We start from the raw sequence: 18,460 nt of genomic DNA, 5'->3' as shown, positions 1-18,460 counted from the left end.
TTTTAAATTAGTAGTTTTAAAAATTTTATTATTTTTTTAAATTAAGTCAAGTTTGCTAACCATTAAATAAAAATATTTGGGTATATAAGTAAAGAATATTATTTATGGAGGTTTTTTATGTTAGAAATAGGTACTAAGGCTCCTGATTTTACTTTAGAGGACCAAAATGGAGAAAAACATAGTCTAAGTGATTATGAGGGAAAAAAAGTTGTACTATACTTTTATCCAAAAGATAATACGCCTGGCTGCACCAATCAAGCTCTTCTTTTTACGGAATTAAAAGCTGAATTTGATAAGAAAAATACTGTAATTTTAGGAATTAGTAAGGATTCTGTTAAATCTCATAAAAAATTTGAAGAAAAGCATAATCTTGGAATAACAATTCTTTCAGATGAAAGTCTTGATGTTATAAAAAAATATGAGGTTTGGAAAGAAAAGAAAAATTATGGAAAAACTTATATGGGAATTGTTAGGTCGACTTATCTTATAGATGAAAATGGACTTATAAAAGAAGCTTTAGAAAATGTAAAAGCTAAGGATAATCCAGGTAAGATGCTTGAGATAATCTAATGAAAATAATTATTTCTCCAGCTAAAAAGATGGAAGTATGTGAGGACTACACTGGAGTTTTAACTAGGCCAATTTTTTTAGAAAAAACAAAAATTCTATTAGATCACCTAAAAAAGCTGACCTATGAAGAGATGAAAAAACTTTTAAATACTAGCGAGAATTTAACTAGTTTAAACTATGAAATATATAAAAGCTTTTCTCTCGATAAGCTTTTAAGTCCCGCCCTATTTTCCTTTAAAGGTCTAGCTTTCACTTATATGGCCCCACAGGTTTTTTCAAAAGATGAACTTGACTTTTTAGAAAATAGGCTATTTATTTTGTCCGGTCTATTTGGACTAATTAGGCCATTTGATGCTATAAGTCCTTATAGACTTGAAATGATGGCAAATCTTTCGGCTGAGAAAAGCAAAAATCTATATGAATTTTGGGGCGATTTAATATATAGAGAAATATTTAAATCAAATGATATAGTCTTAAATTTAGCATCCGTAGAATATTCTAAGTGCTTAAGTAAATATCTTAAAAAGGATGATAAATTAATAGACGTTTATTTTTTAGAATATAAGGATAATAAACTTCTTCAGAAAGCTTCTTATTCAAAAATGGCTAGAGGAAGTATGGTGAGATTTATCGCTGAAAATAAAATTCAAAATATTGAAGAATTAAAAAGTTTTACCGATCTTTCCTACTGCTACTCAAAGTCCGAGTCTAAAAAAAACAAATTAGTATTTATAAAAAAAAGTGAGTAGAATTTACTTCTAACTCACTCTTTCTTTAATCATTTTATCTTAAATTTTCCTTTACTTGTAAATAAACTCTAGAAGAAACAGATTTATCTCCTCCTAGGATTAAAGCTTTTTCTGCCTTTTGTTCATTTAAATGATCCTTTATGCTCTCTGGCAAATAACTAGAATTTGAAAGTAGTATTGGAGAACCATATTTAGCAGCCATTGGCCCACCAACTAAGGAATCAGGAAATGCCCCGCCATCAGCTATAAAAAAGCTTGTTCTATTTGGAAATAATTTTTTAGCTATCTTGCAAGATGTTTCATATCTATCTTCTCCGGCTATACGAGTTACTCTAATTCCCCTTTGAATTAAAGAATTTTCTATAACCTTACTTACAGTTTTTTCTCCACCAACTATAATAATCTCACTTGCCTTTACAGCTCTACTTTCAGTGTCACTATCAAGCATTTCACCATCAGTTAATAGAATAGGAAATTTTCTATAAGCTGAAAATGGGCTTATTGCTGTAGCATCGGCAAAACTATTTGCATTAACCAAAATAGCAAGCTTTTGAGATCCAATTTCATCATAAACTTTTTGACTTGTTTCATAGCGAGATTTTCCAGAAATTCTTTTAACCTTAACGCCAAGTTCTTCAAGACTCCTATCAAGACTTTTAGAAATTGACTCTTCTCCTCCTATTATATAAACTTCACTAGGACTTAGTTTAATAAGTTCATTGTAAGCTTCCTTATCAAGTCCAGTTCTAGAAGCAAGTAAAATAGGTGCGTAGGTATTTTTATCCTTATCTAGTGATAGTCCTGCAGCAACAAGAGCATCTGCATAAGTATTACCAGAAGCTATTATAACTTTTCCGCCCTTATCCTCAGACATTTTTGCTATTTCTACAGCAGTTGAATATCTATTATCTCTGTAGACTCTAGAAAGTTTCTCTTTTAAATCCTTAAATGGAATTTCTTCACTTTTATCTTTTATTTCTGAAGGTGGCTTTACTAGTAGTTCTTCTGGAATAATAGGCATACAGTCAGGTCCTGGAATAGGATCCTTGCCATCAACTAGAAAAGTATCAAGGTCAAAAACCATTTGAGCAAGTGACCAGCCATATATCTTCGAAGGTGCCCACCTTGATGATAGAGAAATTACATCAGGTGCTTTTCCAAAAATAGATGCAAAGTGTCTTGGATCTGGAGTATCTTCTTCATCTAAAGGAAATCCTTCCTGCCCAGCATATAATGCTAAGTGGTGAACCTGTGCTGTTATTCCTTCTTCCCAATCCTCAAATTTTTTATGCGCTTTTTTATCTGTATCAGATCCTCCAACATCAATTTTTAGACCGCATGTATTGTGGTGCTTTTTAGTAACTACACCAGTAAATCTAAAAAAGTTCGTTTCTTTAGCGCTTTGAGCGTAGGTTACAGCGGGATCAACGCCGTACTCAATAGAAATATTATAGAAATTTTCTGCTTGTTCAATAAATTCTTCATCAGCATCTTTACTTTTAGCCCACTCTTTCATCTGATCAACAGTAGTTGTAGGTTCGTTTAAAATTTTATATCTCCACTGTTCATAATCAGCCTTCGCCTCAGTAAAAATAAAGCTAAAAATTGAAAGAGTTAAAGCTCCAATTAAAAACTTTTTTTTCATAATTCATCCTCCCAGATAAATATAATCACTTATATTATATCCATAAATGAATTATTTTACAAGTATTTTTAAAATTATAAGTATGTGATTTTTCTCTCAGAAAACTAAACAAGATTTATTAAGATTTTCTCTTTAATCAATAAAAATAAAAATGAATATAAGAATAAATAATAAAAATTAGGAAAAATAAAGTCTACAAATCATAACCACCGGCTAAGCCGGTGGTTTGTTTTGCCCCTATAAGGGGCTGTTACCGGCAGCATTTCATGCTTCGAACTTTCTTTCTCGTGCACCAATTTTCACAGCTGGTGCTAAAGCACCTTACTTTTTGCTTTTGTTTACTTGCTCTCCCGTAAACGGGTCTACAAATTCTTTAATGCTTATTTGGTCTGCCATGTAATCTTCTTTTAATTGATTTTTTATATATTCTTGTATTTTTTTCGCATTTTTTCCTGCTGTATCTACATAATATCCTCTGCACCAAAAATGTCTATTTCCGTATTTGTATTTTAAGTTTGCATGTCTATCAAATATTATCAAACTACTTTTTCCTTTTAAATAGCCCATTGTTTGAGATATGCTGTATTTCGGTGGAATTTCTAACAACATATGAATATGGTCTGGACAACATTCTGCTTCTATTATGCTTATTCCTTTTCTATCACATAAGTCCCTTAATATTTTTCCTATATCTTGTTTTAACCTTCCATATATTACTTGTCTTCTATATTTTGGAGCAAATACTATATGATACTTACAATTCCATGATGTATGTGATAAACTATTATTATCCATTTAGGATACCTCCCTTTTCTGTCTATGCTACTGCCAGTAACATAAATAGTTTATCATGGGAGGTTTTTTGCTTGAAGCTAAAGCTTATTTTTCTACCACCAGCATAGCTGGTGGTTTATTCATGCTAAAGCGCACAATAAAATAAAAAGCCTTAGCTAGAGCTAAGACTTTTTATGTCTATAAAACTTTTTTAAAATTAATATTTATTTTATCTTTGAAAGTATTATATATTAAGGTCCTATCTAATACTTCCTGTAAAAATTTTTCAAGTTCGTTGCCCTCTAAAAAAGAAAAATAATATAGATCAATTTGAACTTCTTCTATAGAAGATTTTTCCTCGTAGCCTACAACATTTAGAAGATACATTGGATTTTTAATCTTTAGATTTACCTTCGCTTCTAGGTCCTGTAAAATTTGTCCTTTTTTCTTAGCTAGCTTAAGCATAGTTAAAATAAGTTCTGATACAACAGAAACTACAAAATAATCAATAGATGTAAATTCTTTTTTTAATGAGTCAAAGGAAATGGATGAATCTAAACTTACCCCAGAAGCCTCATTATAAACTTTAACGTCACTATTTTTTACTATTGCTCTAAAAGTTTTATCAAAAAAATCAAACTCTGTTGTCATATTCTATCCTAAGCCTATCTCTTGCAGCTATCATAGACTTTATCTTTCCTTTAATATTTTCATATTCATTTACCGGCCTATTGGAAAATGTTGCAAATCCGCAATCAGGATTTAGCCAAAGCTTATCCTTATCTATAAAAGTGAGAGCTTCTTTTGCCCTATTATAAATTGAATCAATAGACTCCGCTTCATCAAATCTTGGATTAATAACTCCAAGCCCAAGACTTACTTTGTTTCTAATTCTTTCATCGCTTAAAAGAGCCTTAAGTTCACCAGCCCTAGGAGTAGAAAACTCTAAAGCCAAAAGATCTGCTCCAATTTCAGAAAAAAGATCAAGTAGTGGGGTGTATGGTCCAGTTAAAAGAATACTCTCGTCCTTACTCCAATTTCCCCTACAAACGTGAAGAGACGCTATAGATTTAGACCTATCAACTTTACTCATTACAGACTTTATAAGATGGCTAGCAAAATTTAACTCCTCAGTAGGATCTTTCCTTGTGGAAAGTGCTGCGCACATAAAAGTCCTTGGCCTTCCTTCTGTAAAAACAACTTCAGTTAAGACTGGCTCATCAAATTGAATAATATCTACTCCAATATTTTGGATGTTTTCAATTTCCTTTTGATAAATCCTAATAACATCTTCGCCTAGCTCTTCCTTGCTAGAATAAAATTTTGAACTTAAATTATAAAGCCACATTGACCTTGTTACAAGATAGGGTCCTGGCATAGTTATTTTAACAGGCTTTTTAGTAAAAGATTTTAATAGCTTTAGTTCATTTGCTACAATTTCTCCCTTATATTCAAGTTTTCCCGTACAGATAGCATTTTTTATAGATGTAGCTGGAACATCAAGAGTCTTTAAAATATTTTCAAACTCTCTCTTATCATCAATATAATCTAGCATTTCAGCCATGCTCATCTGTGAAACTCCGCCAATTTTTTCAGAGATGAAAGAGACATAATTGTCTCTTCCAATTTCTCCGCTAGTTATAATGTCTAAATCCAAATCTTCCTGTATTTTAACAACTTCTTCTGTTTTCTTTGCTATTAAATCATCATATTCTTCTTTAGAAATTAAGCCAGCCTTTAGTTTTCTTACTGAATTTAGTATTTGATTTCCCCTTGGAAGAGATCCAATAAGAGAAGTATTAAACAGTTTTTCCACTATTGAAACTTCCTATAAAATTATCTAAATATTCATTAGCTTTTGTAATTTGCTCAAAACCTTCCATTCTGCCTTCTTTCCAAAGCTTAAGTCCTTCAAGATCCATGATTTCTTTTTGCTCAGGATTATTATAATCCATCTTTAGCATTAGGTCAGTAAATTCCTTAATATCTTCGTCCTTAACATTAGGATTGAAAGTAAAAATACAGTGATCAAAATAATCGGTTTTGTCTAAAACTTCAGTAGCATTTTCATCTATAGTTCCATCTTTAATCCACGCATCATAGTTTAGGTCTAAGCAAAAACTTGCATCAACATCTCCTCTAAGTAGAGCTTCCATAGCATCTTTTTCTCCACCAACATGATCACCATGTAGACCAACTCCTACTTCAAATCTTTTTTCTTCATAGTCCTTACCAAATTCTAAGCCATTTTTGTGTAGATTGTAGATAGGAATAAGTCTTGCTTGAGGAGAGTCAGTTGCACCAAATCCTATAGTTTTTCCTTTTAAATCTGAAATTTCTTTAAATCTATCTTTTTTTACAACTAAATATGTTTTTCTATCTCTATCAGTATCTCTCATGCAGGAAATTTTTTCTTTTCCGCCAAATCTAAGTCTAGCATCAAGTTGAGCAAGAGGAGAATTCCAAGCAGTATCAATTTCTCCCTTTTCTAGCGCATCAACTTGTAGTTTATAGTCCTTAAAGAAAACAGGTTCAATTTCAAGCCCATTATCTTTATAGTACTTTTCAATCATTTCCCAAATAACAGTTACTCTAGGAGCATATATAACAGCGCCAACTTTAATCTTTTTCATAAATTTTATCCTAAAGAAGAGGTTGACCAGTAATAGCCTTGCCTAGCCATACAGTTAAAACATCTACCGATGGAGCCATAATTTGTCCAGCATAAGCATCTCTCATCAATCTTTGGATTTCAGATTGTTGGTTGTAAGTCTTTCCGCCTCCAACTCTCATAGCTAGTGTAGAAGATTCAACTGAGTTTTCAATAGCTTCAATTCTTGCAGCTATAATCTTAGCAACAGCATCAGCTTCTCCATCTACAAAAGATCTTGCAGCTAGTTCAGTAAGAGCTTTAGAAGCTAGGGCATTTCTATATATTTTTGATAAATGAATTTGAACAGTTTCGATATTAGTTAAGTTTTGTCCTGAAGGGTAAACTCTCTTTTCAGCATATTCATTAGTTACTCTAGATAATTTTAAGTTTAATCCAGTATAAACAGCAGCTAGACCTAAAATAAAATAAGGTGCAACAGTTTCGAAAACTTGATTAACTCCAGAGCTATCTTCTCCAATTCTATTTACTTCATCAAGTTTAACATTAGTCATCTTCATAGGGCAAGAAACATTACCCTTCATTCCGATTCCCTTCCAATGTTCCATAATAAATTCTAATCCTTCGCTTTCAAGAGGAACGATCCAGTTATTAATACCATCTTCAGTTTCAGTTGAAGGAGTTAAAATTAAATAGTAGCTTGCGTGAGTTGCAGAAGTTACCATTGATTTAGTTCCATTAAATACAAATTTTCCGTCTTCTTTACTTACCTTAACTTCTGGAATATAAAAGTGAGTACCAGTTCCAAATTCAGAGTAAGCAAGTGCTAAAAATTTATTGTCATTAACTATATCGCTAACGATTTTTTTCTTAAGTTCTTCATTTCCATAATTTAAAACAGTCATAAGTGCAACGTTATGCATCATATAGCATAGACCTGCAGTAGGATTTTCTTCAGCAAAAGCTAGAACTGCTTGTTGATGCTCAACAGCACTCTTGCCTAGTCCGCCCATTTCTTCAGGAATTAAAAGCTTAAAGTAACCTGCTTTTCCCATTTCTTCAAATGACTCGCAAGGAAACTTTCCTTCTTCATCACTTCTTTTTGAGTATGGTGCCACATATTTTTTTGCAAATTCTTTTGATTCTTTGTAATAATTCATAAAAAATCCTCCTTAAAATTTTATTACATGTTAAGTATACCACTTTGCTAGAGATTAGTTTTCAAAAAATCAACTTTTTTTTCAAAATTATTTCTAATTCAAGAAAATTTTTTTAAATTTAACGTAAAGCACATATTAATTTAAAATTTATGATTATGATTATGCCCTTGATTTTATAAAATCTTCTTAAATAAAGCTAAAATAAAAAATTTTAAAAAAGTATTGACAGGATAAAAAAAAGTATATATAATATTTTTGTTGGTGCTTAAAGCCCCAGTAAAATTAATGTTAAGATTATAAAAAAATATGTTGACAAATAAATTAAAGCATGGTATAATCATTTCGTTAGTTTATGGTGGGTGTGGCCTAGTTGGTTATGGCGCCAGATTGTGGCTCTGGAGGTCGTGAGTTCGACTCTCACCATCCACCCCATTTATTAATACATGCGGGAATGGCGGAATTGGCAGACGCGCTAGACTTAGGATCTAGTGTCATTGACGTGGGGGTTCAAGTCCTCTTTCCCGCACCAAAAGCACTTTAAGTGCTTTTTTTATTTGCCAAATATTTTTATTTTAATATCCCATATAAAAATACTTGCTATATATTATTATTTACATAAGAAGTTTAAGTATCTTCTGTAAATTCTAATAGTTTTTTAGCTTAAAGACTATTATATAAGTGATTCTTGGTAAAAGGGCTAAGTTTCACTTTTTTTATTTTTATATTCTATATCAAACTTGCCTCATTAAATATAAATTTATATAATTTCTAAATATTTTTATTTAGAAAATAAGATAAATATAAGTAAGTTTTAATTTAAAAAATAAAAAAATGCTTCTAAAAGAAGCATTTTCTAATTAATAGATATAAAACCAATGGCACGCCATGGAGGACTCGAACCTCCATCTTCAGTTCCGGAAACTGACCTTTTATCCCTTAAACTAATGGCGCAAATAAAGTTAGTTTATTTCTATTAAACTAACCTGAGCCTTATTAAATAGCCTTAAGGGAAGACCTGTATAACCTACTCCTGAATCAACATTCATTTTCCCCCATTTAGTATCATATAGTCCCTTATCGTAGATAATTTTACTTTGTCCAGGAACAAATAAAGCCCCAATAAATGGAAGTCTTACTTGGCCTCCATGAGTATGACCTGATAGAATTAAGTCATATTTATCATTAAGATATTTAACATAATGTGGGGCGTGCATCAAAAGTAGATTAAACTTATTACTATTTTCCATTTTAGGATTTTCAAATGAAAAAAAGTCCACCCCATATATGTCGATATCATCTAAAGATATTTTTTCATTTCTTAATAGCTTAAAGCCATATCTTTTAATTAAGCTAAAATAATCTTCTAATATTGTTAGACTTTTTGCTTCTTCGTGATTTCCTAAAACTATATATGTCTTAAGTCCAAGATTTTTTAGCATATTAAAAAGATCCTGGACCTGTTTTAAATCATTTTCATAAATATCTCCAGTTAGGACAGCAAAGTCTATTTTCTTGTCCTTTAGTCTTTTTTCTAAATCCTTTAAGTCTATAAACTTTGATGAATGAAAATCACTTATTTGAAGAATAGTCTTATTTATTTTTTTTAAGCTTTTAATTTTAAGAGTATTTATATCAGCATTTCTTAAGTTTTTATAGCTAAATACTAAAATAAGTAAAGCTATTATTAGAAGACCCAATATTATTTTCTTTAACATATCTCACCTATAATATAAATTTAGCCAGATTTTAAATCTGGCTAAATTTATTATTTATTTTCGTCTCTTTCCAAAGTCTTTTTAAGAATATCTTGAGGAGATATTTTTTTAGTTTCCTCTAAGTTTTCTTTAGTAGAATTAGATACCTTGCTTTCTATAACAGGAGATTCTTTTTTTATAAATTCTCTATCAAGCTTCTCTAACTCTTTTCTTTTTTCTTCCATTTCTTTTTCTATTATTTTTCTTTTTTCTAAAAGCCTTCTTCTTTCTTCTTCAATTCTTTTTTGTTCTAGAAGTCTTTCATTTTCTTGTTCTTTCTTCTTCTTTTCTTCTTCTAGAGCTTTTTCAAGGTTAGACTTTTCTTCTTCAAGCTTTTTCATATCAAGCTCACGTTCCTTGAGAATATTTTTTCTCTCTTCATCATAAAGCCTTTTATTTTCTTCTCTTAAAGCTTCTAAATCAATCTTATACTTGTTTTTTTCATCCTCTATAATTTCTTTTTCATATTGAGAAATTTTATCTTTAAGTTCTTGATATTTCTTTCTCTTTTCATCTTCATATTCATTTAGAAGTTTTCTCATGCTTTCGATTTCTTTATACTTTTCAGCGATTGAATCCTCATAATTAATTGATTTTTTAGCATCATTTTTGCTAGAGTTTTCTTCCTTTAAAGTAGCCTCTTCAATTTTCAAATTATCTTCTAAATTATTTTTTTCTTCTTTAGGTAAATTTTCACTTTTTACTAATCTTTTATCTTCACTTAATTTATTATCGTCTCCATAAGTTATAAGCTTAGTTTCAGACATTGAGTCATCTTCATCTGAATAAAAAACTCCACCATTATCTAAAAAGTCTAGGTCATCATCTAGACCCGCTACTTTATATCCATCGCTAAAAGCTTCGTCTAAAGCTTCATTTGGACTTTCAAGTATATTATCATGATAAGTTTTCTTTGCACTAGCAAAAGCTAGTATTGTAAAAATTATTCCAAGTAAACTTAAGCCTACAAATACATACACAATAGGTTCAAGGTCAGCATTTAAAATTTGAAGATCCCCTAGTCCAGCTCCAAGATTTTCTAACTCTTTATTTAGATTAAATTTTAAATTAAAGGTAATAAATATAATACAAATTGCCCCAATAATAGTACCAATAAATTGTAAAATTGCTCTAAATCTCTTTTCAACTTTAAAAGTAAATGCATTTACAAAGCTTAATATTCCAAAAATTCCCATAAGAATTGAAAATCCCATTAAAATTAATTTGTACTGATTATTTTCAGCTAAGTATGCAACACCTTGCAAGGAAAATGATTCTCTTCCAATTAGAGGAGCTTCAATAAACATAATTTTTAAATTAGTGAATAAGGCTTCAAAAATAAAAATTCCACCAATCAAAATTAAAAGTATCCTTACAATAATTCCACTAGATTTTTTTTCCATATAAACCTTCCTTTCTCCATCTGAACATTTCTATTTAGAATATATTATACCCTAAAATCAGCATTTCTAATCTTTTATAAGTCAATATCAAAGGTATAATTTTCATCCTCAAGATAAAAAAGCGCTAAAACTTCTGGACCAGTATGGCTACCTACTACAGGACCAATATTAAATATATGAATATTTTTTGGATCAATGTTTTCATTTTCTATCATATAATCCCTAGTTTCATTGGCAACTTCTTCCCAATCCCCATGGCAAAGGATAAAAGGTTGATCTTTAATAAAATTACTCATGCTCTTAGCTTGATCAATAAAGGCCTTACAAAATTTTTTCTTACCTCTAACCTTGGAAACAGGATAAAGCTCCCCCTTTTCCTTAGTAACACCAAGTATAGGTCTTATTCCCAAAACTCCTCCAAGAGCCTTTTGAGATCTAGACACCCTACCACCTCTATAGAGATACTCTAAATCTCCAACAGTAAATATATGAAAAATTGCCTTAACCATATTGTTTACATGTCCAACAAGTTCATCCATATCATCTATTGTTTGTGCTAGTTTTGCAGCCTTAAGTGCAATAAGACCATTAGCCATAGTGCACGCTTTTGAATCTATAGTAACTATCTGACAGTCTGGGTATTTTTCTTTTATTTCATTTAAAATAGCAAGGCTAGTATTAAATGTGCCTGAAATTCCTCCAGACATAGCTAAGTATAAAACTTTTTCTCCATTTTTTGCCTTTTCTTCAAAATAATTTCTAAAATCTATGCTACTAACCTGAGAAGTCTTATATACCTTATTATTCCTTTGATTATCATAAAATTCCTTAATTCCGATATCACTTACTATTTCAGATTTTTCTTCATCTATTACACATACTGTAAAATAATCTAAATTATATTTTTCAATTAAATCTTTTGGTAAATCAGATGCAGTATCTACAACTATTTTTATCATATTTCCTCCTTGTTTTTTCTATCATTCTTATTATACACTATTTTCTATAAAAAAATAATTGGATTATAGATTAAGACTTGATATAATACTAAATGAGGTGATTAAATGGATGAAAAATTGATTCCTTATATTGTAATTGGACTTGCTGGTTTATCAACTGGCATTGGGAGTCTTCCGATTTTATTTTCAGAAGATGTTTCTCAAAAAAAACTAGATGTTCTACTTGGTGCAGCAGCTGGTATTATGCTTGCAGCAACTTGTTTTTCACTAATAGTTCCTAGCTTAGAAGCTGGAGGAGGCACTATAAAGGGAGTGCTTATAACATCCTTAGGAATATTTATTGGAGGAGTTTTTTTAGATTTAGTCGATAAATATTCTCCCCACGAACATCTTTTAGATCATAGAAAAGAAGGAGTTGACAATAACAACTTAAAAAGAATATGGCTTTTTGTAATAGCAATTACAATACACAACTTCCCGGAAGGACTTGCAACTGGAGTTGGATTTGGATCAGGTAATATTAGCGATGGTATAACCATTGCTACAGCTATAGCAATTCAAAATCTTCCAGAAGGTCTTGCAGTTGCACTTTCATTAAGAGGCGTTGGATATTCAAAAAAAGAGGCTATAATAATATCAGCCCTAACTGGATTTGTTGAACCAATTGCTGCGCTTTTAGGTCTTGGTTTAGTTTCAATATTCAAACCTCTTCTAGGTTTTATACTTGCATTTGCTGGTGGAGCCATGCTATTTGTTATATCAGATGAAATTATTCCAGAAACTCATAGAAATGGTTTTGAAAGAGAAGCAACTTACGGAATAATGATTGGTTTTATAATAATGCTTATACTAGATGTTTCTCTAGGATAAAAAAAGTTTAAACATTTCTTATGATTTGTTTAAACTTTTTTTATTAAAATCTTATTATTCTTTTAAAAATTTAATTATTTTATGATTTGTAAGTATTTAATATTATTTTAATTAATTAATATGCAATTGTATATTTTTTATCTAGCTTAAGTTAATACAAATTATATCTAAAAGCTAATTTTGATCTCAAATTATCAAAATCGTTTTCTTTTTCTATATTTAAAGTCTTTTGTATTAATAATTAAAATAATATACAATAAATACTCTCTTTACAATTCTTTTTTAGGTATAAAATTAAATTTTAAAAATATTTTTTTATTCAAATTTTCTTTAAAAGCTTGTATTTTAGCGGATATTAATTCATACTGTTTTAGTAGAATTAGTATTTTTAGCCATTTCCCCTTTACTTTTTATGAATATAGGGTATAATATAAGTAGGTGGAAATGAATTATTAAATATTATTTATTTTTACATCGTAAAAATAATTCTAGAGATTACCACCGGCTACTATTATAATTTTTTTATTAGTAGATAATTTAGCGTATACCTTTTTAAATATACATTTTCTTATAATCTCAATGAAGAAACCCGCCCCCTCGCAAGCGGGTTTCTTTGCTTTTCAATAAAAAAGCCCTATGGATTAATGAACTGACCCCAAAAAGTTGGACCTAAAAAAACCAACTTTGAGGAGGTCATTTTTTTCATGGCAAAATATAGTACAGAATTTAAGATAAAAGTAGTTAATGCATATCTAAATAACGAAGGAGGATATGGAACTTTAGCTAAGAAATATGATATAAATGGTGCATCAATAGTTGAAAGATGGGTAAATTCATACAAAACACAAGGATATGAAGGCTTAAAAATTTCTAGAAAAAATAATAGTTACTCTTTCGAATTTAAGAAGAATATAGTAAACTTGTACTTAACAGGAGAAATGTCCTATCAAGAACTTTCTAATCAATTTAAGATTAATAATCCAGCGATCATTGCTAGATGGGTAATTGATTTTAGAAATCAAGGACTTGATGGACTTAGACCTAAAAAGAGAGGAAGACCTTCAAGTATGTCTAAAGATAAAAATAATGAAAAAGAAAAAGAACAAGTAAAGAAAGAATATTCTAAGGAAGAGATAGACGAAATTGCTGAACTTAAAGATAAGCTTTACTGGGCACAAATGGAAATAGATTTTCTAAAAAAAAAAGATGGAATTAGAGGACGAGGAAGATCAGAAAATGAGAGAATGGCTAGAATAATTCACTCATTAAGAGAAAAATATCCACTAAAAGATTTACTTAAACAATTTAATTTTCCAAAATCAACATACATGTATTGGCAAAAAAGATTTGATAGAAAAAATAAAGATGAAGCCTTTGAGAATCAAATCAAGAAAATGAGAAAAGATAATCCAAACTATGGATACAGAAGAATACATGCGATGCTTAGAAGACTTGGAATTTTAATAAACAAGAAAAAAGTTCAAAGGTTGGTACAGAAGCTGAAACTTCAGGTAACAAACTTTGCACGTAAATCAAGAAAATATTACTCATACAAGGGAACAGTAGGTAAAGTAGCACCAAATAGGATAAAAAGAAGATTTAAAACATCTGTAGTACATCAAAAAATCACAACAGATACAAGTGAATTCAAATACTATGAAACAGATAAGTATGGGAATATGCAAGTAAAAAAACTTTACTTAAATCCTTTCTTGGATATGTTTAATGGAGAAATCATTAGCTATTCAATAACAACTTCACCTACATTAGATGCAATAATAACATCACTTGAAGAAGCAATTTCAAAGACTTCAGATTGCAAGTTTAAAAGAATATTCCATTCAGATCAAGGATGGGCATATCAATTAAAACAATATACTGAAAAATTAGAATCTAATGGAATTTTACAGAGTATGTCAAGAAAAGGAAATTGCTTAGATAATTCTCCTATGGAGAATTTCTTCGGGATATTAAAACAAGAAATTTACTATGGTAGAACGTTTAAATCATTTAACGAACTAAAAAAGACAATAGAAGAATATATAAAATATTACAATGAAGATAGAATAAAAGAAAAACTTGGATATTTAAGTCCAGTTGAATATAGGAAATTGAATGCAGCTTAGCTGCGATTTCCCCTAGGGGAAATATGAGGACAAAAAAACCAGAGACAAATATTTCTAAATGTCTCTGGTATAAAGTCCAACTTTTTGGGGTCACCTTATCAAACCATAGGACTAGTTAGTTATCTATTATTTTATTAGTGGCAATATTTTTTCTTTATAAAAATCTTCTATACTTAACTTTTCATTTTCATTTAAATCATTTATAACAAGTATTTTAATTCCTATTTCTTTGCAAGCCTCTATTTTTTCATAAAATCCACCAGATAAACCAGAGTTTTTAGTAACTAAAATATCAGCTTTATAATTTTGCAAAAAAGCTTTATTTAGGTCTTTACTTACAGGGCCTAAAATTCCAACCATGTCTTTAATACTAACTCCAATTTCTTCTAGCTTTTTTACACTAGTAGAAGTAATTAATATTCTATAAATAAATCTATTTTCTCCCCTAACTTTTTCAAAGTCTAAAACCCTATTTGAACCCGTAGTAAAAAATGCTGTACCTTTAAAAGTTTTTAGATAATTTGAAGCTTCATCATAGGAGAAAACATTAATAATATTTTTCCCTTCAATAATCTCTCTTTCTCTTTCAAATCTTACATAATTAATACTACATTTTTGGCAGGCTTTTTCTGCCTGTTTAGAAACAACTTTAGCAAATGGATGAGAGGCATCTACACATAGGTTTATCTTCTCATCCTCTATAAATTTCACCATCTGAATATAGTTCATTTTCTTTTCAAAGCCGCCCTGGTTCCAATAGAATTTTTCTCCGTCTTTAGTTGCAGTAGTTAATAGATAAGGCTCTTTAATTAGGCTGGTAAGAATTCTTGCATCGCTATTTCCACCAATTATCCAAATCAAATCTCATATCCTCTTTTTGTAATAAATTTATCTAAATTAGTATAGCTGGACTTATTTCCAACAATAACTATTGTATTCATATCAACTTCATCAAATGGAAAATCATCAAGACTAGCTATTTTTATTTTTTCCCCTTCTCTAAGTGCATTTTTAACATAGGCGCAAGGAGTTTTAGGATCCTTATATTTTTTAATTATGTCAAAAGCTTTTTCTAAATAATCTTCTCTAGTCTTACTTCTTGGATTATAAAAGCCCAGTACAAAATCAGCCTTAGAAGCTAAATCAACTCTTTCCATAATTAAATCAAGCGGGGTTAAAAGGTCTGAAAGGGAAATTATTGCCACATCATGCATAAGAGGTGCACCAAGTCTACTTGCAGCTGCAAATATGGCAGATACTCCTGGGATTACCTCTATATCTATATTTTTTCCTTGAGAAAGTTCAAAAATAGGTCCTGCCATTCCATAAAGACCAGAGTCTCCAGTTGATAGTATAGAAACAGTTTTTCCTTTTAAGGCCCCTTCAATAGCGTACTCACATCTTTTTATTTCTTCTTTCATACCACTTGTAAAAACTTCCTTACCTTCTACTAAATCTTTGGCGTATTTCAAATATTTAGTATAAGATACAATTAAATCAGACTCCTTTATAGCTTCAATAGCTCTAAGGGTTAGATAGTCTCTTCCTCCAGGTCCTAGTCCTATTACATATAATTTATTCATAACAAACTCCTATTGTGAGGGTAAACCCATCTTTTTTTATTTTTTGCTTCAATAATTTTTCCGAATATTTAAAGGCGCATGGCTCTGAAACTGAGCTTAAGCCTGTTACACTTTTTACAAGGCTTGAACCTAAAAATAAATCTTCATATTTCTTTAGCTCTTCTATTTTTTCAAGCCTAAAATCTACTTTAAAGTGCCTAGCAGTTTCTATAATTGATTTTTCATCCTTTTTGAGTTCTATACTTACTATCATCTTTATTGAATCACTAGATAAATTTAAATCAAAAAGCTCCTCATTTATTAGATTTATAAGATCCAAACTTTTAGTTCCTTTTCTAGAACCAACTCCAAGGATAATTGATTTTGACCTCATCAAAAATATATTTTCACTTTGAAAATCCAAAAGTTTATCCGTAATTACAATAACATTTTGTAAGCTACTTTTCTTAACCTCATCTAAATCACTATAAACCACAAGATTTTTGTAGGGTAATACTTTTTTACATATAGAATAAAATCCGACTTTTTCTCCCTCAATCATAGCTTTAGAGACTTTTTTTATTCCCTTTAAATTTTCAATTTTATATGAATTTTCTCTAGCAAAAACATCAATCCCCATGATGCCCCTATTGTCAGTTGCAGTAGTTGTAACTAGATAATTTTCTAAGAATTCTGATATTTCCCTAGCTAAGTTTCCAGCACCACCTAAGTGATTTGAAAGGATTGGGATTGTATTTATCTTTTTGTCATCTATAACAATTACAGCTGGATCCTTATCCTTCGTAGTTATAAAATCCTTAATAAGTCTAACACAAATAGCTATGGAGGAGATGAAAATAATAGAATTTATATCTTGCCAAAAGCTTGACAGAAATTCTCTAACTTCTCCCATCTTTCCCCTAGCATCAAATATCTTAAAAGAAAATTTATTTCCTAAATCAGTAGCTATTTTTTTCTCCGTCAGGTGAAAAATACAAAATATAATTATTTTTCTGCCTTTCTGAACTTGTGACTGAAAGTTTTGTCATATAGTTTGGATTTTTCATATCTATCTCCTAAAAAGTTTCCAACTAAAATCTGGCTCATTTTATCTATTTTTTGTGACTTAACCTTTTGTTCAATATCTTTTAAGCTTCCATATATAACTTTTTCATCATCCCAACTTGCCTTATAAACAACAGCAACTGGAGTATTTTCATCTTCATATCCTTCTTTTAATTTTTCTACAACATCATGAATCATCTGAACTGAAAGGAAAATTGCCATAGAAGCCTTATGAGATGCAAGCTTTTCAAGTGACTCAGATACAGGCACTGGCGTTCTACCTTCAAGTCTTGTCAAAATAACAGTTTGAGAAACATCAGGAAGAGTAAATTCCTTTTTAACAGCAGCAGCTGCGGCTTGAAAAGAAGAAACTCCTGGAATTACCTCAAAATCTATTCCCATTTTTTCAAGTTCATCCATCTGCTCTCTTATAGCACCATATATAGAAGGATCTCCTGTGTGAAGCCTTACAGTATTTTTCCCTTCATCTTCAGCCTTCTTCATAATTTTTAAAACATCTTCCAAGGTCATAGACTTTGAATCATAAGTCTGACATCCATCTTTTTTATATTTTAAATGGGCATTAGATACTAAAGAACCAGCAAATATAATAATATCCGCTTCACTTATTAGCCTTCTACCTTTAACAGTTATTAAATCCTCATCTCCAGGTCCGGCTCCAACAAAACTAATCATTTTTTTCTCCTCTTATTATAAAAATCGGGTTCTCTGCCCTTAAAAGTCCAAGCTTATCCATATTTGAAATCTGAGCAAGGCTAACTTCCACTTCACTAAACCCTTCCTTTTTTAAATCTTCCAAAAATTCTCCAGCATTTTTTAAGGTTACAAAGCTTGCACAAATTATTCCTCCCTTAGAAAGATTTTTATAGGCAAAGCCTACGATTTCTTTAATCCTTCCCCTAGATCCACCTACAAAAATCTTATCATAAGTTTTATCATCAAGATTATCTGGCCCAAAACCCTCAATTAGATTGATTTTTAAATTTAAATTATTCATATTTTCTCTAACAAGGTCCACAGCTTCTTTGTTGCTTTCAATAGCATCAACTATGGCCCCTCTTGATGCAGCTTCAAAAGATACTGAACCAGTTCCCGCTCCAATATCCAAAAATCTATCATTTTCTTTTATATCCATATATGCCATTATAAGACTTCTTATGGCAAATTTAGTCATAGGGACGTCTCCCCTTA

General features: G+C 30.3%; 18 protein-coding genes and 3 tRNA genes. 6 read left to right on the top strand and 15 right to left on the bottom strand.

What is annotated here, in order from left to right:
* The first annotated feature begins 117 nt into the window (after positions 1-117).
* A complete protein-coding gene (gene bcp / locus VLK81_RS03065; RefSeq protein ID WP_324619127.1) occupies positions 118-570 on the top strand; it encodes a thioredoxin-dependent thiol peroxidase in 453 nt (150 codons plus the stop codon).
* On the top strand, positions 570-1,319 hold the full coding sequence (gene yaaA, locus VLK81_RS03060) for a peroxide stress protein YaaA (RefSeq protein WP_324619126.1): 750 nt from the start codon (positions 570-572) through the stop codon (positions 1,317-1,319). Before bcp ends, yaaA begins: the two co-directional genes overlap by 1 nt.
* Positions 1,320-1,353: 34 nt before the next feature.
* Here yaaA and VLK81_RS03055 read toward each other — a convergent pair whose 3' ends face one another.
* The 6 genes from VLK81_RS03055 to VLK81_RS03030 all read right to left on the bottom strand — a co-directional run bounded on the left by VLK81_RS03055 (position 1,354) and on the right by VLK81_RS03030 (position 7,509).
* Positions 1,354-2,964 carry a cell wall-binding repeat-containing protein gene (locus VLK81_RS03055; RefSeq protein ID WP_324619125.1) on the bottom strand — a complete coding sequence of 537 codons (1,611 nt, stop codon included), beginning with the start codon at positions 2,962-2,964 and terminating at the stop codon, positions 1,354-1,356.
* A 321-nt stretch (positions 2,965-3,285) separates the two neighbouring features.
* Entirely contained in the window at positions 3,286-3,759 is a 474-nt protein-coding gene (tnpA, locus tag VLK81_RS03050) for an IS200/IS605 family transposase (protein ID WP_324618628.1), read from the bottom strand.
* Positions 3,760-3,936: 177 nt separating this feature from the next.
* Positions 3,937-4,389 carry an OsmC family peroxiredoxin gene (locus VLK81_RS03045; RefSeq protein ID WP_324619123.1) on the bottom strand — a complete coding sequence of 151 codons (453 nt, stop codon included), beginning with the start codon at positions 4,387-4,389 and terminating at the stop codon, positions 3,937-3,939.
* Positions 4,373-5,554: a cobalamin-independent methionine synthase II family protein gene (locus VLK81_RS03040; protein WP_324619122.1), complete on the bottom strand. Its 1,182-nt coding sequence runs from the start codon at positions 5,552-5,554 to the stop codon at positions 4,373-4,375. The genes VLK81_RS03045 and VLK81_RS03040 overlap by 17 nt, the downstream gene beginning before the upstream one ends.
* Positions 5,538-6,371, bottom strand: coding sequence for a PhnD/SsuA/transferrin family substrate-binding protein (locus VLK81_RS03035; RefSeq protein ID WP_324619120.1), 834 nt, complete (start codon positions 6,369-6,371; stop codon positions 5,538-5,540). The genes VLK81_RS03040 and VLK81_RS03035 overlap by 17 nt, the downstream gene beginning before the upstream one ends.
* Positions 6,372-6,381: 10 nt before the next feature.
* Entirely contained in the window at positions 6,382-7,509 is a 1,128-nt protein-coding gene (locus tag VLK81_RS03030) for an acyl-CoA dehydrogenase family protein (protein ID WP_324619119.1), read from the bottom strand.
* Positions 7,510-7,864: 355 nt separating this feature from the next.
* Here VLK81_RS03030 and VLK81_RS03025 point away from each other — a divergent pair.
* A tRNA-His gene (locus VLK81_RS03025) sits at positions 7,865-7,941 on the top strand.
* A 13-nt stretch (positions 7,942-7,954) separates the two neighbouring features.
* Positions 7,955-8,038, top strand: a tRNA-Leu gene (locus VLK81_RS03020).
* A 347-nt stretch (positions 8,039-8,385) separates the two neighbouring features.
* Here the strand turns inward: VLK81_RS03020 and VLK81_RS03015 are convergent.
* The 4 genes from VLK81_RS03015 to VLK81_RS03000 all read right to left on the bottom strand — a co-directional run bounded on the left by VLK81_RS03015 (position 8,386) and on the right by VLK81_RS03000 (position 11,625).
* Positions 8,386-8,460, bottom strand: a tRNA-Arg gene (locus VLK81_RS03015).
* An 8-nt stretch (positions 8,461-8,468) separates the two neighbouring features.
* A complete protein-coding gene (locus VLK81_RS03010) occupies positions 8,469-9,224 on the bottom strand; it encodes a metallophosphoesterase (RefSeq protein WP_324619118.1) in 756 nt (251 codons plus the stop codon).
* 50 nt (positions 9,225-9,274) lie between these two features.
* Positions 9,275-10,666, bottom strand: coding sequence for a hypothetical protein (locus VLK81_RS03005; protein ID WP_324619117.1), 1,392 nt, complete (start codon positions 10,664-10,666; stop codon positions 9,275-9,277).
* Positions 10,667-10,740: 74 nt separating this feature from the next.
* Positions 10,741-11,625, bottom strand: coding sequence for a DegV family protein (locus VLK81_RS03000; RefSeq protein ID WP_324619116.1), 885 nt, complete (start codon positions 11,623-11,625; stop codon positions 10,741-10,743).
* A 105-nt stretch (positions 11,626-11,730) separates the two neighbouring features.
* Here VLK81_RS03000 and VLK81_RS02995 point away from each other — a divergent pair, with 105 nt between their 5' ends.
* Together VLK81_RS02995 and VLK81_RS02990 are read left to right on the top strand one after the other, a co-directional pair.
* Positions 11,731-12,495 carry a ZIP family metal transporter gene (locus VLK81_RS02995; RefSeq protein WP_324619114.1) on the top strand — a complete coding sequence of 255 codons (765 nt, stop codon included), beginning with the start codon at positions 11,731-11,733 and terminating at the stop codon, positions 12,493-12,495.
* 704 nt (positions 12,496-13,199) lie between these two features.
* A complete protein-coding gene (locus VLK81_RS02990) occupies positions 13,200-14,621 on the top strand; it encodes an IS3 family transposase (RefSeq protein ID WP_324619112.1) in 1,422 nt (473 codons plus the stop codon).
* A gap of 126 nt (positions 14,622-14,747) precedes the next feature.
* On the opposite strand, the gene cobK is transcribed toward VLK81_RS02990, so the two are convergent.
* The 5 genes from cobK to cbiT all read right to left on the bottom strand — a co-directional run bounded on the left by cobK (position 14,748) and on the right by cbiT (position 18,443).
* Positions 14,748-15,482: a precorrin-6A reductase gene (gene cobK / locus VLK81_RS02985; RefSeq protein WP_324619111.1), complete on the bottom strand. Its 735-nt coding sequence runs from the start codon at positions 15,480-15,482 to the stop codon at positions 14,748-14,750.
* Entirely contained in the window at positions 15,479-16,204 is a 726-nt protein-coding gene (gene cobJ / locus VLK81_RS02980) for a precorrin-3B C(17)-methyltransferase (RefSeq protein WP_324619110.1), read from the bottom strand. Before cobJ ends, cobK begins: the two co-directional genes overlap by 4 nt.
* Positions 16,197-17,096, bottom strand: coding sequence for a cobalt-precorrin 5A hydrolase (locus VLK81_RS02975; protein WP_324619108.1), 900 nt, complete (start codon positions 17,094-17,096; stop codon positions 16,197-16,199). Before VLK81_RS02975 ends, cobJ begins: the two co-directional genes overlap by 8 nt.
* A 92-nt stretch (positions 17,097-17,188) precedes the next feature.
* Entirely contained in the window at positions 17,189-17,944 is a 756-nt protein-coding gene (cobM, locus tag VLK81_RS02970) for a precorrin-4 C(11)-methyltransferase (protein WP_324619106.1), read from the bottom strand.
* Positions 17,937-18,443 carry a precorrin-6Y C5,15-methyltransferase (decarboxylating) subunit CbiT gene (gene cbiT / locus VLK81_RS02965; RefSeq protein WP_324619104.1) on the bottom strand — a complete coding sequence of 169 codons (507 nt, stop codon included), beginning with the start codon at positions 18,441-18,443 and terminating at the stop codon, positions 17,937-17,939. Before cbiT ends, cobM begins: the two co-directional genes overlap by 8 nt.
* Positions 18,444-18,460 lie beyond the last annotated feature (17 nt).

This window comes from Citroniella saccharovorans, assembly GCF_035481615.1.
Classification (GTDB): domain Bacteria; phylum Bacillota; class Clostridia; order Tissierellales; family Peptoniphilaceae; genus Citroniella; species Citroniella saccharovorans.
The sequence above is the reverse complement of the archived record's forward strand: the minus strand, read 5'-3'. Positions and strand labels throughout refer to the sequence as shown.

Excerpts from the sequence above, each read along its gene's own strand:
- bcp (WP_324619127.1), top strand. The coding sequence starts at position 118 with ATGTTAGAAATAGGTACTAAGGCTCCTGATTTTACTTTAGAGGACCAA.
- yaaA (WP_324619126.1), top strand. The coding sequence starts at position 570 with ATGAAAATAATTATTTCTCCAGCTAAAAAGATGGAAGTATGTGAGGAC.
- VLK81_RS03055 (WP_324619125.1), bottom strand. The coding sequence starts at position 2,964 with ATGAAAAAAAAGTTTTTAATTGGAGCTTTAACTCTTTCAATTTTTAGC.
- tnpA (WP_324618628.1), bottom strand. The coding sequence starts at position 3,759 with ATGGATAATAATAGTTTATCACATACATCATGGAATTGTAAGTATCAT.
- VLK81_RS03045 (WP_324619123.1), bottom strand. The coding sequence starts at position 4,389 with ATGACAACAGAGTTTGATTTTTTTGATAAAACTTTTAGAGCAATAGTA.
- VLK81_RS03035 (WP_324619120.1), bottom strand. The coding sequence starts at position 6,371 with ATGAAAAAGATTAAAGTTGGCGCTGTTATATATGCTCCTAGAGTAACT.
- VLK81_RS03030 (WP_324619119.1), bottom strand. The coding sequence starts at position 7,509 with ATGAATTATTACAAAGAATCAAAAGAATTTGCAAAAAAATATGTGGCA.
- VLK81_RS03010 (WP_324619118.1), bottom strand. The coding sequence starts at position 9,224 with ATGTTAAAGAAAATAATATTGGGTCTTCTAATAATAGCTTTACTTATT.
- VLK81_RS03005 (WP_324619117.1), bottom strand. The coding sequence starts at position 10,666 with ATGGAAAAAAAATCTAGTGGAATTATTGTAAGGATACTTTTAATTTTG.
- VLK81_RS03000 (WP_324619116.1), bottom strand. The coding sequence starts at position 11,625 with ATGATAAAAATAGTTGTAGATACTGCATCTGATTTACCAAAAGATTTA.
- VLK81_RS02995 (WP_324619114.1), top strand. The coding sequence starts at position 11,731 with ATGGATGAAAAATTGATTCCTTATATTGTAATTGGACTTGCTGGTTTA.
- VLK81_RS02990 (WP_324619112.1), top strand. The coding sequence starts at position 13,200 with ATGGCAAAATATAGTACAGAATTTAAGATAAAAGTAGTTAATGCATAT.
- cobJ (WP_324619110.1), bottom strand. The coding sequence starts at position 16,204 with ATGAATAAATTATATGTAATAGGACTAGGACCTGGAGGAAGAGACTAT.
- VLK81_RS02975 (WP_324619108.1), bottom strand. The coding sequence starts at position 17,096 with ATGGGAGAAGTTAGAGAATTTCTGTCAAGCTTTTGGCAAGATATAAAT.
- cobM (WP_324619106.1), bottom strand. The coding sequence starts at position 17,944 with ATGATTAGTTTTGTTGGAGCCGGACCTGGAGATGAGGATTTAATAACT.
- cbiT (WP_324619104.1), bottom strand. The coding sequence starts at position 18,443 with ATGACTAAATTTGCCATAAGAAGTCTTATAATGGCATATATGGATATA.